Here is a 15,636-nt window from a genome sequence, read left to right on the forward strand (position 1 = left end):
GCTCTTCCTTACTTGCGAATGGAAGGCCAGATATGATGGACATCAACACCAAGCTCCGAGGCAATCAGCTCAGCTGTGAGCCTCTGGGGCTTTTCGATTTTTCCATTTCTCAGCTTGGATATCGTCTGCAGCGAAATGCCGGTGGATGCGGCGAGCTGCCCCGCCGACATATCGCGCTTGGCCATCCATATTTTCAGCTTTGTGGCGGAATCGACGACTTGATCGTTGGCAGGGCGGAGGTCCCACACGACAAAGGCCAGCTCGCTGCAATGTCCGTGACCGTTCAGGACGGGACAATACGTCAGTTCCAGCTCCAGCTCGATCCCGCTTAATTTGCTGGTATGAATCGTTACGTTTTGTTCCTTTAGCAGCCGGGAGGGTTCTTGGAAGATCTCCATCATGCGCGGCCGTTCAGTCTCGGCGATGAATTGCAGAAGGGTTTCGTCTTCCATCGTTGTGTCGGGCTCGAATAGAAGCGGCGCCATATTGTCGCGCAGGAAGCGAATATGCAGATGTTTGTCGACGACACCGCTTATGAGGACTTTACCCTTCTCCAGCTGACGGTCGATCCACTTGAACGCCGTTAAGTCCTCGAAGATAAGGAAGGCCCTGATCCAAGGATCGTCCGGCTGGCACGGAAGCGGGATCTGCTCGATCCGGACGGCCAACTGGTTTAATCGCTTCGTCGGCATCATGATTTCGCGTTTCAAGATTCGTTTCCGCAAGTCAATGCGGTAATGGCTTTTTAGAAACTGGCTTTTTGTGGCGAGCAGATGGGAGAGAGGGAATCCTGTCAGCGTCATAAAGGCTTCATTGGCATCATCCACTTGTATGATACCGTCATGTTCCTTCAAAATGATCATCGGTTGATTTAATAAATGAAACAGTTGTTGATGAACAGACAAATATGACCCCCCTCAATTTACCAGTTTCTCGTATATAATTGAACTAAAGTATATGATAACGCTTAACGGTTCACAAGGCCGGCGCAGGCAGCCGAAACCAACAGAGTCACATTATGTTTAATTATTTAAACTTCAGCGCCGAAATGGAGCTTACGGATAGCATGAGGCGTTTTGGGTTGTCTTAATCCCTTGTAATGGGGCTACAGTCAGCTTTATTCTGTACAGGTTTCCCGCTAATATTAATTTCGAGCCGCAAAGCAGCGATGTCGCATGACTAGCATTGCATACAACAGGGAGGAACATCAAGTGAATAGCTGCAGCATTGAGGGTTGCATGAAACCGATAAAAGCAAAAGGGCTTTGCGCCATGCATCATCAACGGGTGTTAAGACATGGGGACCCTAACATGGTTAGACCCCGTCGTGTGAAGAAATCTATCGAATGTAAGTGGGTCAATTGTGATGAAGAAGCCGTTTCGAAGGGGTATTGCTCGAAACACTACTACATTCAACGAGTTATGAATTTGGTGTAATGTAAAGATTTCATTAAAATCACGTCGAAAAGTGAGGTATTGTGACATATACCTACTCTTTTTGGTTATATTTTATGAAAACGGACTGTTTTATTTTCACGACAGCATGTATAATGAGCGTAAATCCTTTTTCCGGCGGAGGTGAGGCTGCGCATGGCAGAAGCGACGTTTGTCAGCTTGACTGAAGAAGACTTATATCTGTTCAATCACGGCTCGTCTTATCACAGCTATCGATTTATGGGAGCGCACTTTGCAGAGGCGGACGGCATATCCGGCATCCAGTTTGCTGTATGGGCTCCAAGCGCCAGAGAAGCAAGGGTCATAGGCGGCTTCAATAGCTGGGACGGGAGCGGGCATGTTATGCGCCAAGTCGGAATGACAGGCGTTCATGCGTTGTTCGTCCCTTCCTTGACGGAGGGGGAGCTGTACAAATATGAATTGGTTGCGGAAGACGGCTCCACTGTCAGGAAAGCCGATCCGTATGCCTTCCTCGCCGAACGGCGCCCGGGCACAGCATCGGTCGTGACGTTTCTTACGGGTTACTCATGGAATGACAGCGGTTGGATGCAGCATAAGAAGCGCCATGCGCCGTATTCCAGCCCGCTTCTCATCTATGAAGCCCATGCGGGCTCATGGAAGATTAAAGGGAAAGAAATCTTTTATACCTACGAAGAATTGGCTGACGAGCTGGTTCCCTATGTCTCAGGACTGGGCTATACGCATATCGAGCTGATGCCGCTCGCCGAGCATCCGCTTGATCAATCCTGGGGCTATCAGATCACAGGATTCTATAGCGCAACAAGCCGCTACGGCAGCCCCAAAGGTTTGATGCGATTGGTGGATACCTGCCACCAGCATGGCCTTGGGGTCATCCTGGACTGGGTGCCCGGACACTTCTGCAAGGATGACCACGGCTTGCGGCTATTCGACGGATCACCGCTTTACGAAGGATATAATGCGAACCGGGCAGAGCTCCCGTTATGGGGCACGCTTGCGTTCGACTTCTCGCGCAAGGAAGTTGTCAGCTACCTGATCTCCAATGCGCTCTACTGGATGGACCTCTACCACATCGACGGCCTGCGCGTAGACGCAGTAGCCAATATGCTGAACTTGCATATGGATAAGCCGTCTCACATGCACACCTACAACGAATTAGGCGGAAGAGACAACCTGGATGCTCTTCGCTTCCTCAAGAGATTAAACGAAATTGTATTTCACTACTACCCCGACGCATTGATGCTGGCGGAAGATTCCTCCGCATGGCCTGCCGTGACCGCCCCGACCTATAAAGGGGGACTCGGCTTCAACTTCAAATGGAATATGGGCTGGATGAATGACATGCTTCGCTATATGTCGCTCCACCCGGACGAAAGACCGCATCATCATCATCTGATTACGTTCTCCTTATGTTATGCCTTTTCCGAAAATTATGTATTGCCGCTTTCGCATGATGAAGTCGTTCATGGCAAGCGCTCGCTCCTAAACAAGATGCCGGGAAGCTACGAAGAGAAATTCGCTCAGCTGCGGCTGTTCTACGGCTATTGGATGACCCACCCCGGAAAGAAACTACTCTTCATGGGAGGTGAATGGGGACAATTCGACGAGTGGAAGGACGGTGATATGCTGGACTGGATGCTGCTCGGCTATGACAGCCACAGAGACATGCTCGGCTATGTGCGCGCCCTTAATCATGAATACCGCTCTCTTCCATCTTTGTGGGAGAGGGACGCAGATCCGAATGGTTTCCAGTGGATAGATGTTCATAATGCGCAGCAATCTGTCATATCCTTTATCCGTCGCGGTCGTTCAAGCTTCTCCGTTATTATTGCCAATTTCTCCAACCGCGATTATCGCGACTACCGCATCGGTGTCCCGGAGCCGGGCGTGTACGAGATTCGCATTCATAGCGGAGGGAGTATGGCTGGCGCCGCCGCATCGAAGCCGCCAGAGGGCTATTGCACGGATGCTGCTAACTGGCATGGCCAAGACCAAAGCATCTCGATCCATCTTCCCCCGTATACCTTCATGCTGCTTGCACCTCAAACGGGGGACGCATTTTAACCAAAGGAGTTGGTGTCCATGGGCCGTAAGGAAATGATCGCTATGCTGCTGGCAGGAGGCGAAGGTAAGAGGCTGGGCGTGTTGACGAAAGACTTGGCCAAGCCTGCTGTTTATTTTGGTGGCAAATACCGCATTATCGATTTTACGCTCAGTAATTGCGCCCATTCAGGCATTGACACCGTCGGGGTGCTTACCCAATACCAGCCGCTCGAGCTGAACCGGTACCTCGGCATCGGCAGTCCGTGGGGACTGGACCGCAGGGACGGGGGAATGACTATCCTGCCGCCGTACATGAAGCAGAAGGGCGGAGTATGGTATAAAGGCACAGCCAATGCGATCTATCAGAACATGGCCTTCATAGAGCGATACAACCCGGAGTATGTGCTTGTGATTTCTGGCGATCACATTTATAAGATGGATTATGAGCTGATGCTTCAGCATCATAAGCGATGCGGAGCGGATGTTACGATAGCGGGAATTGCCGTGGACTGGAAGGAGGCAAGCCGGTTCGGTGTCATGCATGTGGATGACGAAGACCGTATTACGGCATTCGAAGAGAAGCCGAAGCATCCGACCAGCAATATTGCGTCTATGGGCGTCTATATCTTCTCCTGGAAGGCGCTGCAAAAATATTTGATCTACGATGAGGCGAGCCGCAGCACCAGTCATGACTTCGGCAAAGATGTCATACCGGCCATGTTGCGGGATGGACTCCGTCTGCATAGCTATTCGTTCAAGGGCTACTGGAAGGATGTCGGGACGATCGAATCGTTATGGGAGGCGAATATGGATTTGATCGCTGATGAACCGGAATTATGCCTCTATGATCCGAAGTGGCGTATCTACTCGGTGAGCCCCAATATGCCCGCTCAGTTAACAGCCGAGTCCGCGCAGGTGACATCGTCATTCGTCACGGAAGGCTGCATGCTGGAGGGGGCGGTCGACCGCTCCGTGCTGTTCTACGGCGTACATGCGGAGAAGGGCAGCTATATCTCGGAATCTGTCATTATGCCTAATGTGCGAATAGGAGAAGGAGCGCGGATTCATCGGGCTATTATCGGCGAGGGAGCTGTTATTCAGGCTGGCGTAACTATTGGCGACCCCATGGATGCTGCGATTACGGTTGTTGCGGTGGATCAGTATGTCGCCGCCGATCACGAACTGCTGGAGGTGGAGCCGTTATGAAGCATAAGGTGCTTGGCGTTATTAATTTGATTCATGAGACTGACGAGTTGGAGCGGCTGACGCAAAGCCGCTGTCTGGCTACCGTTCCGTTCGGAGCCAGATACCGGCTGATTGACTTCGTCTTGTCCAGTATGGTCAATTCCGGCATTAGCCAGGTGGCGGTATTCGCTCATACCAAGTACCGGTCGCTGATGGATCATCTGGGTTCGGGCAAACATTGGGATCTTCAGCACCGGCAGAGCGGGCTGTTCATTCTTCCGCCCGCAACGGATGATATTCAGGAAATCAGCAGGGGGGACTTATACCACTTCTATCAGCATCGTGATTACTTCAAGCGTTCTTCGTTGGAGTACGTCGTCATTACGCGAAGCCATATGGTGTGCAATGTCGATTTTGAAGCGGTCATCAACCACCATCTGGAGCAAGAGGCCGATATTACCGTAGTGTGTAAGAAAGAGATTCAGTCGTCCCCTGGAAAGGCCCGCAAGGTGAAGATGGCGGATGACGGCCGAATCACATCCATTCAGGATCATTACGGGCGCATGCTCAGCGATATCGTCTCGATGGAGATGTATGTCATGCGTAAGGAGCTGCTCATGGAGCTGGTCGAGACATCGCTTGCAGAGGGACAGGACCATCTGGTTCGTCATGCCATCTTCTCGCGACTGGGCCAATTGAAGGTGCACGGCTATATGTATGAAGGTTATCTGGGCGTGGTCAATACGCTGTCCAGTTATTACGACCACAATATGTCGCTGCTGCAGCCGAAGGTATGGAAGGAGCTGTTCAACCAGCCCGGCCCGATCTACACGAAGGTCAAGGATGAGCCGCCCGCCCGTTATTCGTCAGGATCCCGCGTATCCAATTCGCTGATAGCCAACGGTTGCAGAATTGAGGGTACGGTACTTAATAGCATCCTGTTCCGAGGCGTGCATGTGGAGAAAGGCGCATTGATCAAGGACAGCATTGTTATGCAGAACGGGAAAATAGGGGAGAACAGCTTTGTCGCCAACTGCATATTGGACAAAGATGTGCAGGTGGAAGGCAATCGCGATTTGCGCGGTACGGAAGGCACACCGTTTCTTGCCGGAAAGAAACGTGTCATATAGCACGGCTGCGAAGGGCTCGGACCGGATGTGCCGCTCCAAGCCCGAGCTGCCCGGATAGGAGGCGTTCAATCGGATGAATGTGCTGTTTGCAACTTCGGAGGCGGTGCCGCTCGCCAAGACCGGCGGACTCGCGGATGTAGCCGGCGCGCTGCCCAAAGCGCTTCATGAAAGAGGTTTGGATGTCCGAATCATTATGCCGAAGTACGAGGAAATACCGGAAGTTTATTTGCCTGAATTTAAGTTTGTCGCGGCGTTCCAGGTAACCTTCGGCTGGCGGAAACAATATTGCGGCCTGTTGACCGCCGTTATTGACGGGGTTGTCTATTATGTGATTGACAACGAATATTATTTCAAGCGAAGAGGCCTTTATGGATATGATGACGATGCGGAACGATTCGTATTTTTCTGCTATGCCGTGATGGAAGCGGCCCGCTATATGGATTTTAAACCGCATGTTGTGCATGGTCATGATTGGCAGACGGGACTTATTCCTTTCCTTCTACGGACGAGATATGCCTTCGATCCTGCTTGGGCGTATGTGAAATCGGTATTCACCATTCATAATTTGAAGTATCAAGGCTTATTCGGCATTGATCTGATGAAGGAACTGACAGGAGCCGGAGACGAAATGTTCGTGGCGGAGAGCCTGGAGTTTCACGGCGCAGCCAGCTGCATGAAAGGCGGCTTGGTCTATAGCGACCGCTTGACGACCGTCAGTGAATCGTACGCCTCGGAAATCCAGACTGCCTACTACGGCGAGGGGCTTGAGGAGCTGCTGCGCTATCGAAGCGGGGATTTGACAGGCATCGTCAATGGCATCGATGAAGAGTCATTCGATCCCATGAACGATTCAGCCTTGCATACGCCTTATCGGAGCTCCTTGTCCCGCAAGCGCAAGAACAAGGTCGCTCTCCAGCTCGAGCTGGGCCTTCCGGAATCGGCGGATACTCCGCTTATCGGCATCGTGTCGAGGCTGGTTGAGCAGAAGGGCTTCGATCTGATTGCGGCTACACTAGATGAGCTGCTTCAGGAGGATATGCAGCTGGTGGTGCTTGGCTCCGGCGAATGGCGCTACGAAGAGCTGTTCCGGGCTGCCGCCCGCCGATATCCGGACAAGGCCGTATTCTGGCATGGCTACAGTGATCGTATGGCCCGGCGCATCTATGCGGGCTCCGACCTATATGCCATGCCATCCAAGTTCGAGCCCTGCGGATTAAGCCAATTGATTGCGCTTCGGTACCGGTCGGTTCCCATCGTAAGGGAAACGGGCGGGCTTAGGGATACCGTCCAGGCTTACAACGAATATACTGGTGAAGGCAATGGCTTCAGCTTTGCCAATTATAATGCGCATGATTTTTTGTATACGGCTAAGAAGGCGCTGGCTCTGTACCGTCAGGAGGAGGTCTGGAAGCGCATTGTGGACAACGGCGCGCGCTTGGACTACAGCTGGGGCAGCTCCGCAAAGGCCTATGCCAATCTGTATGCGCAATTGTTGACTGAGCGAAAGGAGAACGAACCATGGCCCGTCATCTTGTAATCGGCAACGGAAAGCTGCTTCTGAATTTGGACCAGCATTGTTTTATTCGCGACATCTATTATCCCTATGTCGGTCAGCTTAACCATGTCGGAGGCCATTACTGCCGACTTGGCATTTGGGTAGAAGGCGTATTCTCATGGCTGGATGAACCGGAATGGAGCTTTGATCTGGATTATATCGAGGATTCGCTCGTGACGAATATTACCGCCAGGAATGAGGGGCTAGGCATCGAGCTTTATATGAACGATGGGATTCATCAGCGCGAATGCATCTATATCAAGCGGGTCTTGGTGCGGAATAAGCGTGACGAGGCCAGGGAAGTGCGTTTGTTTTTTCATCAGGATCTTATGATCGAAGGTTCGGAGGTTGGCGATACCGCCGTCTATTATCCGGAGAACCATACGCTATATCACTACAAGCGCTCCAATTATTTCATGTTCAACGGCTTCTCCGACGAAGGGGGCATGATGCAATATTCGACCGGCATTAAGCGTTTCCAGTCGGCGGAGGGAACATGGCGCGATGCGGAGGATGGCGTACTGATGGGCAATACGATCGCGCAGGGCTCCGTGGACAGCACGATCAGCTTCCGCTCCCGCGTGGATGGGCAATCGGAGAAAACATTTTATTACTGGATGTCTATCGGCCGGAATCTGGAGGAAGTGAAGGAGCTTAACCACTATGTGCACGAGAATCATCCGGAGAAGCTGCTTAGCCGGATGGTGGTGTACTGGAATCATTGGCTGCGCAGATCGGAGACGGATTTCGGCGATCTCCCTTCGCAAGTGGTCAAGATGTTCAAGCAGAGTCTGCTGCTTGTCCGTACGCAGGTGGATGAAAGAGGGGCTATTCTCGCGGCCAACGATACCGATATCCTCCAGTACAACCGGGACCATTACAGCTATATGTGGCCAAGAGACGGCGCCCTTATTGCGGATGCAATGTCGTTGGCCGGCTATCAGAGCGTAATCGCTCCCTTCTTCCACTTCTGCGCTGCTGCGCTCGCGCCGGACGGCTACTTGTACCATAAGTACAATCCTGACGGAACGGTAGGCTCAAGCTGGCATCCTTATATCGTCCAGGGAAGCAAGCGGATTCCGATTCAGGAAGACGAGACGGCGCTTGTCTTGTTCGCGCTGTGGAAGGATTATTCGCGCAATGGCGTCATCGAGCTTCCACAGTCGCTATACAGCAGCCTTATTCGCAAATCGGCTTCCTTCCTGAGCGAATATATCGAGCACTCGCTGTCTCTGCCGAGGCCGAGCTACGATCTGTGGGAGGAGCGGTACGGCATCTGGACCTATACGGCAGCCTCCGTCTATGGCGGGCTGATGGCGGCGTCATTCTTCACGGATCTGTTCGGCGATTACGAGCGGAGCGACCATTACAAGAGCACAGCGCAGACCATCAAGCACGGTATCTTGACGCATCTGTGGGATGAGGAGACGGGGCGTTTCGCCCGCGGATTGATCCAGAAGGACAACCGCTGGGTCAAGGATATGACACTGGAGAGCAGCTTGTTCGGTGTGTTCGAGTTCGGTGTGCTGCCTGCGGACGATTACCGCGTCGCTCAGACGATGAATGCGATCAAGCACGACCTCCGCGTGAAGACGGAAGTGGGCGGCATCGCCCGGTACACGAACGATTATTACTTCCAGCAGTCAGGTGATATTGATAAAGTGCCGGGCAATCCGTGGATCATATGTACACTTTGGGTGGCGAATTTCGAGATTGACGCCGCAGGATCGCTAGAGGAGCTGGAGGAGCCGCGGAAGACGCTGGAGTGGGTCGCAAGCCATGCGCTGTCAAGCGGCATGCTTCCGGAACAATTGCATCCCTATGACGGAACGCCGTTATCTGTTGCGCCGCTCACCTGGTCTCATGCGACCCTTGTGCAAAGCGTGTGCAAGTATGCGGAGAAGTATCGCAAGCTTTCTCGATAAAAGGCGTACCATGAAGCAACCGGCTATGGCGATGCCAAGGCCGGTTGTTCTGGATTGGGGATGTCGGGCTGAGTGATGCTTTCCTTTGGATATTGCCGAATATGCTTGATGCGGGAGTTGCCAGTGACACAATGCCCGTTCCCGATATGAATGCTGGTGGAATTGCCCGCGGCAATGACGCGGATAAAACCAACGCGGATGCAGGGCTCACAGTTGGTGCGGCTCATACGGAGGACGCGTCCTTCATCGAATGCGGGGTCGATCAGAATAGGAGCGGGTCTGGAGAATATGCGGTATGATTCAAAATACACATCGCCGGACGTAGCATGATCCTCCTTGCGCTGTACGGCAAGCGCAAGGAGACGAGCGTCCGTACGGCAGCGGTCGCCAAACTGGATGGCGGTGGAGGATGAGGCGCTGATTATGCAGATTGCTCCGACCTGTGACGTGCGAGTTGGATGGTGTATGCAGCTGGCGTCTTCGCTCGCCGAATGATTATGGCGCATGGACATTAGATTCGCCTATTGCGTCCCGCGCGCCTTCCGGCTCGGGAAGCGGTGCCAGCGGCCCGACGACGACAGATTCGGGGGGCGTATCGAACATGGAATACAACGCCACACAATCGGTATCGCCCACTTGGAGCATCGAGGAACTGGATATGCCTAGCACGTCGATCTGACCGACGGCAAGGGAGTGATTCGTCACATGAAAATGCAGCATGATCAAGCTCCTCCGTTTATTGGATTGCCTGCTTTCAGGCTTTTCATATAAGCGTCGATGGCAGTCTCCGCATCACGCTTTGTCTTGTCAAAGACGCGATCCGCGATGAGATCGGGATATAACGCTGCTGTATCGGAGCCATCCTTTGTTTGCATTTGCCAGTAAAATTGAATGCGCGTAGGCATCTGCTTTCTGACATCTTCCAGAATAATTCGTCTATGATAGGGATCAAGCGGCAAATCCAGCTCCTTCTCACACTTCAACAGTGTCTGATGAGCCTCTGAGTCGAGATATTGGGTTAAGCGCCGATAGATGCCGTTGTAAGGCTCCGGGGGAGGCGTGATCGCGGGACTTGCTTGCGGAAAGACATTGCCGCTGCCTTGACCGACGGAGAATTGATCGATATTGCCCGAGCCGCCACTGCCGCCACTGCCGCCACTGCCGCCATTGCCTGCATTGCCGTTATTGCTTCCGTTACCTTCTTCGTTTCCGAACGCGTCAGCGTCAGGCAATGACATGCCGATATTAAGCGTTCCTTCCAGCTTCTCCACCTTGAGCTGATCAAAGTGGTATTGGATGTTCTCGATGGTGTATGCCGGCTTGGACTCCAGTTGTTTCAGCTGCTTGCACAGATCGTCAACCGTACATTCCAGCCTTTCAATCCGCTCCTGCTGAGCCTTTAGCTTCTTCATCACCTCGAAGGACCATGCCTGCCACGGAGACAGCTGGTTTTCATCTTTCATCCGATCCATCTCCTCTCATCATACGGCGGACTAAGGGGCGTTAAGCCGGATTGGGAAGCGGCACGAAGGAGAGCGGATTCTCCTCCAGCATCGGGGCTGGACCTGTGAATCCGCCTGTATTGTACAGCTGAGAGAGGGAGCGGATGGCTCCCGCGCTTCCGATCTGCAGAACGGAGCTGTTAGATACGCTGTCTACCCGAATCTGGTGAATGGTTATCGTTTGATTGATCGTCCAGCTCATACCAGATTCGCTCCGTTCGGCACGTTGGTATTGTCCTGAATATCCGGGTCAATGGAATTGGTGGAGCTGACGGCGTTGTTGGAATTGGTTAAGCTGCCTGTCAGGAAAGAGCCGGAGCCCGCATAGGTCTTTGTATTGCTTGATGGCGTTACTTGCAGTGTATCTCCAAACTGGACGATGGAAGCAGAACCGACGCTTACGATTTTGACAAATCCGACAACAGCTGGCATGAGCTTCACTCCCCGTAATCTTCTTGTATATCGTATCTTATGATGGCATTCGCCCAGAGGTGAATGGGGATCATGTATCCTGCTGCTGGGCGCCCGCATATGGTATATGGATGGGGGAAGGAGGGATGCCCTATGGCTTCGAACTGGGACGATCTGGAGCGCTGGATGGAAGGGCAGCAGCTGCCCCGGGGTTTCGAGGTGCTGCGCGAGCCCGATTGGGTCGAGAAGTTCGTCAGAAAGTTGATGACGAAGGCGCTTCCTGATGTTGCGGGACATATGACGGGTACGAAGGCGGCGCAGACGTCGGAATCGAAGTTGTATATTGGCGTCAAGTTCAAGCTGCCTCCCGATAGCAACAAGGAATTGCTGAGATTGAGGGTGAGGGAGGACGCGCTGCGCATAGACGGATTGCCAGGCGGAAAGCATGAGATTGTGAAGCTGCCGAAGCTCGTCAAGCCGAGAATATGTCAGGCGGCGGTAAAGGACGGGACCTTGCATGTGAAGCTGCGGAAGCGGCCGATCAGCCGAGCTTACCATGAGCATTCCATCAATTGGCCTTAGCGGCGCAGGTGAACCGGAGCGGGAATCGGCTCTGCTGGGAGCCTGCGTTATTTATTTTGTCACGAAATAGTCCGTTTTTGCCTCCTCTAGCGGCTGGCTAACGGACGGGCTTTCCCTTATAATGTTTAATTGGAATATACATATTGTCTCGCAAAGGGAGTGTCGTCGTGTCGTTAGTTGATGTAAGCAGCGTGTCTCCTTCGCTATTTATATTGGGAGTCGTCTTTATATTGCTTGTATTCGGTCTGCTTAGCCTGGGTATTCTGCGGATGTTCCAGCAGAAGTTCAAGTACGGATGGATTTGTTTTGCGGGTGCAATCGTCAGCTTCAGCGTATTCATGTACGTGCTGAACCGATGGTATGTCTAGAGCCGGACAAGCATAAGACGAAGAACCGGGGGTATGGACTTGTACTGGACTGCAGTTTGGTTTATCACAAATATGCTGTTTGTGGCATCGATTATCGTGTTTTTGTTTATGCACCGATTTGTAACCCAGGGACAATTGCAAGGAGATGGGTCAGATCGAATCCTGACGCTGAAGCGCCGTCGTATGGTCATGGGTATTGTTAGCATTGTGACGTTTATTGCGATGTGCGCCAGCTTTGTAATCAATATGAAGGTGAACGGATAAAGGGGCTCTCATTGACGAGAGCTCTTTTTTTCGGCATTATGGTAGATAGAAACTTTCAAATTCGGAGGTTCGGCTATGCATACAATGGAAGAAATCGTCGGGCGAATGTCGAGCCGCGGGCTGCGGGTTACGGATCAACGAAAAACGCTGGCCAAGCTGTTCGCAGATACGCCTGGTTATCTATCGCCCAAGGATGTTTATGAATATATGGGGAAAACTTATTCCGGTCTCAGCTTCGATACCGTCTATCGGAACCTGCGCGTTATGGAGGAGCTTGGCGTGCTGGAGCAGGTTGTATTCGAGGAAGGCGTGAAGTTCAAGCTGCATTGCAGGGAAGAGCATCATCATCATCATATGATATGCCTGCAGTGCGGTCATACGTATCCCATTACGTTCTGCCCGATGGAGCAGACCTCTGTTCCTCAGGATTTCCGTGTGGTCAAGCATAAATTCGAGGTGTTCGGATATTGCAAATCATGCGAGCAGGAAGAAGCGGCGGCAAACGAGGCATGAAGCCGGAGCGACGGTTCATGAGGCGCGCGCTGCAAGCGCCTATCCATGTCTACCGTAAGTATATTTCGCCGCTGAAGCCGCCAAGCTGCCGATTTTATCCGACCTGTTCCGCTTATGCGCTGGAAGCGATCGAAGTGCATGGGGCAGCGAAGGGGGCTTGGCTGGCGGCAAAACGAATCGGCAGATGCCATCCCTTCCATCCGGGAGGATTTGATCCAGTCCCCGATAAGCTTCCGGCTTCCGGAGACCGCAACGGGGAGTAAGATGAGACCGGATGCATGCCGCCTTGACAGGCGGGGAGCAGATTCGGTATATTCAATAAAATAGCTACATGCCAATGAATGGATGAGTACAGCGGAGCAGTCCTTTGCAGAGAGCCGGGCGTCATGGTGCAAGCCGGCAAGGAGCGAAGCTGGAAGATGGTCCGGGAGGCACTGCTTTCGAGCCGGGGGATGATGATCCGGTAAGGGGGCGGCGTAAGGCCTGCGTTAAGGGCTTGCCGTCGGCAGACGGCCTACGAAGCGGCAGCGCGGCTTGTGCCAACCTTAATCGGGTTGTGCGGCAACTAGAAGTATGCGCGGCCGGAATTTGGGTGGTACCACGTGAGTATAAGCTCTCGTCCCATGTTGGACGGGAGTTTTTTGCGTTTTTCCAAAACAAAATCGCCAGAAGGCGGCAGGAGGAATAAGAAGATGTCTGACAAAAAATCCTTTTATATTACGACACCGATTTATTATCCGAGCGACAAGCTTCACATCGGCCACGCCTATACAACAGTTGCGGGTGACGCCATGGCCCGTTACAAGCGTCTTCGGGGTTATGAGGTATGGTATCTGACAGGCACGGACGAGCATGGTCAGAAGATCGAGCGCAAGGCGAAGGAGAAAGATAAAACACCTCAGCAGTTTGTTGACGATATTGTAGTCGGCATTAAGGAATTGTGGGCGAAGCTGGAAATTTCGAATGATGATTTCATCCGGACGACGGAAGACCGTCACAAGGTCGTTGTCGAGCGCATCTTCAAGCAGCTGCTGGAGCAGGATGACATCTACAAAGGCGAATATGAAGGCTGGTATTGTACGCCTTGCGAATCATTTTTCCTGGAGCGCCAGCTTGCAGGCGGCAATTGCCCGGATTGCGGCAGACCGGTAGAGCTGGTGAAGGAAGAAAGCTATTTCTTCCGGATGAGCAAATACGCAGACCGTCTTCTAAAGCATTATGAAGAGAACCCGGACTTCATTCAGCCGGAATCCCGCAAGAATGAGATGATCAACAACTTTATCAAGCCCGGGCTCGAGGATTTGGCGGTATCCCGCACGACCTTCGATTGGGGCATTAAGGTTCCAGGCGATCCTAAGCATGTCATCTATGTATGGATCGACGCCTTGTCCAACTATATTACCGCGCTTGGCTTCGGTGAAGAAGGAAATAATGAAAAGTACAATCAGTTCTGGCCGGCTGACGTTCATTTGGTGGGCAAGGAGATTGTTCGCTTCCATACGATCTACTGGCCTATTATGCTGATGGCGCTTGGACTGCCGCTGCCGAAGAAAGTATTTGCCCATGGATGGCTTCTGACAAAAGAAGGGAAGATGTCCAAGTCCAAAGGCACGGTCGTCGATCCTGTCGTATTAATCGACCGCTACGGACTGGATGCGCTGCGTTACTACTTGCTTCGCGAAGTGCCATTCGGCTCCGACGGCGCATTCACGCCGGAGAACTTCGTCGAGCGCATTAATTTCGACCTGGCTAACGATCTCGGAAATTTGCTTAACCGTACAGTTGCGATGATCGGCAAATATTTCGAAGGCAGCATCCCTCCGTTCACGGGATCGGTTACGCCGTTCGACGCCAGCCTGCAGCAGCTTGCAAGCGAGACGATTACATCGGTAGAAAAGGCGATGGAGCGGATGGAGTTTTCCGTGGCGCTTATGTCGTTATGGCAATTCGTGAGCAGAACGAACAAGTATATTGACGAGACGCAGCCGTGGACACTGGCCAAGGATGAAGCCAAATCCGCCGAGCTGGCTTCCGTTATGCATCATCTTGCCGAATCGCTGCGCTTGATCTCGATTATGCTGCAGCCGTTTTTGACTCATGCTCCTCGCGAGATGTGGCGTCAGCTTGGGCTTACGGAAGGCGAGCTGACCTTATGGGATAGCATGCGCACCTTCGGCAGGCTCCCGGGCGGCACGACTGTCAGCAAAGGCACGCCGATCTTCCCGCGTCTGGAGACAGAGGAGGAAGCGGCATTCATCGCCGCATCAATGAGCGGGGGCAGCTCCGCTGCAAGCCAGGCGGAAGCGCCGGCAGCAGCGCCTGCCGGCAGCGGTGGACCGGAGCCGTCGGACAAGGAAGAGATCGGCATCGATGATTTCGCCAAAGTGGAGCTTCGCGTTGCCCAGGTGCTTGCTGCGGAGCCGGTGCCGAAGGCGGATAAGCTGTTGAAGCTCCAGTTGGATCTGGGCTATGAGCAGCGTCAGGTCGTATCGGGCATCGCCAAGTATTATAAGCCGGAGGAACTTGTTGGACGCAAGGTTATCTGCGTAACGAACCTGAAGCCGGTGAAGCTGCGCGGAGAGATGTCGCAAGGCATGATTCTGGCCGCTTCCCACGGTGATCAGCTCACGCTTGCCACGGTGCCGGACGATATGCCGAACGGCGCTGTTGTGAAGTAGCAACATAGGAAGGTAGAAAAAGTCGTTCCGCTTCCCTAATGGGAGGT

At 52.8% G+C, this 15,636-nt stretch carries 18 protein-coding genes; 12 read left to right on the top strand and 6 right to left on the bottom strand.

The annotated features are described in order from the left end of the window. Positions 1–8: 8 nt before the first annotated feature. Complete coding sequence (locus D3P07_RS06685; RefSeq protein ID WP_119799415.1) at positions 9–905, bottom strand: helix-turn-helix domain-containing protein; 897 nt, start codon at positions 903–905, stop codon at positions 9–11. 684 nt (positions 906–1,589) lie between these two features. Here D3P07_RS06685 and glgB point away from each other — a divergent pair. From glgB to D3P07_RS06715, 5 genes are all read left to right on the top strand, one after another. Continuing rightward, on the top strand, positions 1,590–3,497 hold the full coding sequence (glgB, locus tag D3P07_RS06695; protein WP_119799419.1) for a 1,4-alpha-glucan branching protein GlgB: 1,908 nt from the start codon (positions 1,590–1,592) through the stop codon (positions 3,495–3,497). A gap of 18 nt (positions 3,498–3,515) precedes the next feature. Next, the gene (locus D3P07_RS06700) at positions 3,516–4,682 is read left to right on the top strand and encodes a glucose-1-phosphate adenylyltransferase (RefSeq protein ID WP_119799421.1); all 1,167 of its coding nucleotides are present in this window, start codon (positions 3,516–3,518) and stop codon (positions 4,680–4,682) included. Beyond that, complete coding sequence (gene glgD, locus D3P07_RS06705) at positions 4,679–5,791, top strand: glucose-1-phosphate adenylyltransferase subunit GlgD (protein ID WP_119799422.1); 1,113 nt, start codon at positions 4,679–4,681, stop codon at positions 5,789–5,791. The genes D3P07_RS06700 and glgD overlap by 4 nt, the downstream gene beginning before the upstream one ends. A gap of 73 nt (positions 5,792–5,864) precedes the next feature. Next, on the top strand, positions 5,865–7,328 hold the full coding sequence (gene glgA / locus D3P07_RS06710; protein ID WP_119799423.1) for a glycogen synthase GlgA: 1,464 nt from the start codon (positions 5,865–5,867) through the stop codon (positions 7,326–7,328). Next, positions 7,310–9,271, top strand: a complete 1,962-nt coding sequence (locus tag D3P07_RS06715; protein ID WP_119799424.1) for a glycoside hydrolase family 15 protein — start codon at positions 7,310–7,312, stop codon at positions 9,269–9,271. The genes glgA and D3P07_RS06715 overlap by 19 nt, the downstream gene beginning before the upstream one ends. Positions 9,272–9,294: 23 nt before the next feature. Here the strand turns inward: D3P07_RS06715 and D3P07_RS06720 are convergent, their stop codons facing one another. From D3P07_RS06720 to D3P07_RS06740, 5 genes are read right to left on the bottom strand one after another with little or no spacing between them, the layout of a single operon-like run. Then, positions 9,295–9,777, bottom strand: coding sequence for a spore germination protein GerPE (locus D3P07_RS06720; protein ID WP_182914207.1), 483 nt, complete (start codon positions 9,775–9,777; stop codon positions 9,295–9,297). Then, a complete protein-coding gene (locus tag D3P07_RS06725; protein WP_310732532.1) occupies positions 9,767–9,991 on the bottom strand; it encodes a hypothetical protein in 225 nt (74 codons plus the stop codon). Before D3P07_RS06725 ends, D3P07_RS06720 begins: the two co-directional genes overlap by 11 nt. A 2-nt stretch (positions 9,992–9,993) precedes the next feature. After that, the gene (gene gerPC / locus D3P07_RS06730; RefSeq protein WP_119799426.1) at positions 9,994–10,734 is read right to left on the bottom strand and encodes a spore germination protein GerPC; all 741 of its coding nucleotides are present in this window, start codon (positions 10,732–10,734) and stop codon (positions 9,994–9,996) included. A 40-nt stretch (positions 10,735–10,774) separates the two neighbouring features. Continuing rightward, the gene (locus tag D3P07_RS06735; RefSeq protein WP_116044940.1) at positions 10,775–10,975 is read right to left on the bottom strand and encodes a spore germination protein GerPB; all 201 of its coding nucleotides are present in this window, start codon (positions 10,973–10,975) and stop codon (positions 10,775–10,777) included. Further along, positions 10,972–11,205, bottom strand: coding sequence for a spore germination protein (locus tag D3P07_RS06740; RefSeq protein ID WP_119799427.1), 234 nt, complete (start codon positions 11,203–11,205; stop codon positions 10,972–10,974). The genes D3P07_RS06735 and D3P07_RS06740 overlap by 4 nt, the downstream gene beginning before the upstream one ends. A gap of 132 nt (positions 11,206–11,337) precedes the next feature. Here D3P07_RS06740 and D3P07_RS06745 point away from each other — a divergent pair, with 132 nt between their 5' ends. The 7 genes from D3P07_RS06745 (at position 11,338) to metG (ending at position 15,589) form a co-directional block, all read left to right on the top strand. Next, positions 11,338–11,766, top strand: a complete 429-nt coding sequence (locus tag D3P07_RS06745; protein ID WP_119799428.1) for an Hsp20/alpha crystallin family protein — start codon at positions 11,338–11,340, stop codon at positions 11,764–11,766. Between the two features lie 167 nt (positions 11,767–11,933). Continuing rightward, positions 11,934–12,134, top strand: a complete 201-nt coding sequence (locus tag D3P07_RS06750) for a hypothetical protein (RefSeq protein ID WP_119799429.1) — start codon at positions 11,934–11,936, stop codon at positions 12,132–12,134. A 39-nt stretch (positions 12,135–12,173) separates the two neighbouring features. Further along, entirely contained in the window at positions 12,174–12,398 is a 225-nt protein-coding gene (locus D3P07_RS06755) for a hypothetical protein (RefSeq protein ID WP_147384493.1), read from the top strand. A 75-nt stretch (positions 12,399–12,473) separates the two neighbouring features. Next, positions 12,474–12,911: a Fur family transcriptional regulator gene (locus D3P07_RS06760; RefSeq protein ID WP_119799431.1), complete on the top strand. Its 438-nt coding sequence runs from the start codon at positions 12,474–12,476 to the stop codon at positions 12,909–12,911. A 17-nt stretch (positions 12,912–12,928) separates the two neighbouring features. After that, positions 12,929–13,174: a membrane protein insertion efficiency factor YidD gene (gene yidD / locus D3P07_RS06765; protein WP_220482018.1), complete on the top strand. Its 246-nt coding sequence runs from the start codon at positions 12,929–12,931 to the stop codon at positions 13,172–13,174. A gap of 104 nt (positions 13,175–13,278) precedes the next feature. Next, positions 13,279–13,599: a hypothetical protein gene (locus D3P07_RS06770; protein WP_119799433.1), complete on the top strand. Its 321-nt coding sequence runs from the start codon at positions 13,279–13,281 to the stop codon at positions 13,597–13,599. Positions 13,600–13,603: 4 nt separating this feature from the next. After that, a complete protein-coding gene (metG, locus tag D3P07_RS06775; RefSeq protein ID WP_119799434.1) occupies positions 13,604–15,589 on the top strand; it encodes a methionine--tRNA ligase in 1,986 nt (661 codons plus the stop codon). The last annotated feature ends 47 nt before the right edge of the window (positions 15,590–15,636 follow it).

The organism is Paenibacillus sp. 1011MAR3C5 (assembly GCF_003591485.1).
Lineage (GTDB): Bacteria > Bacillota > Bacilli > Paenibacillales > Paenibacillaceae > Pristimantibacillus.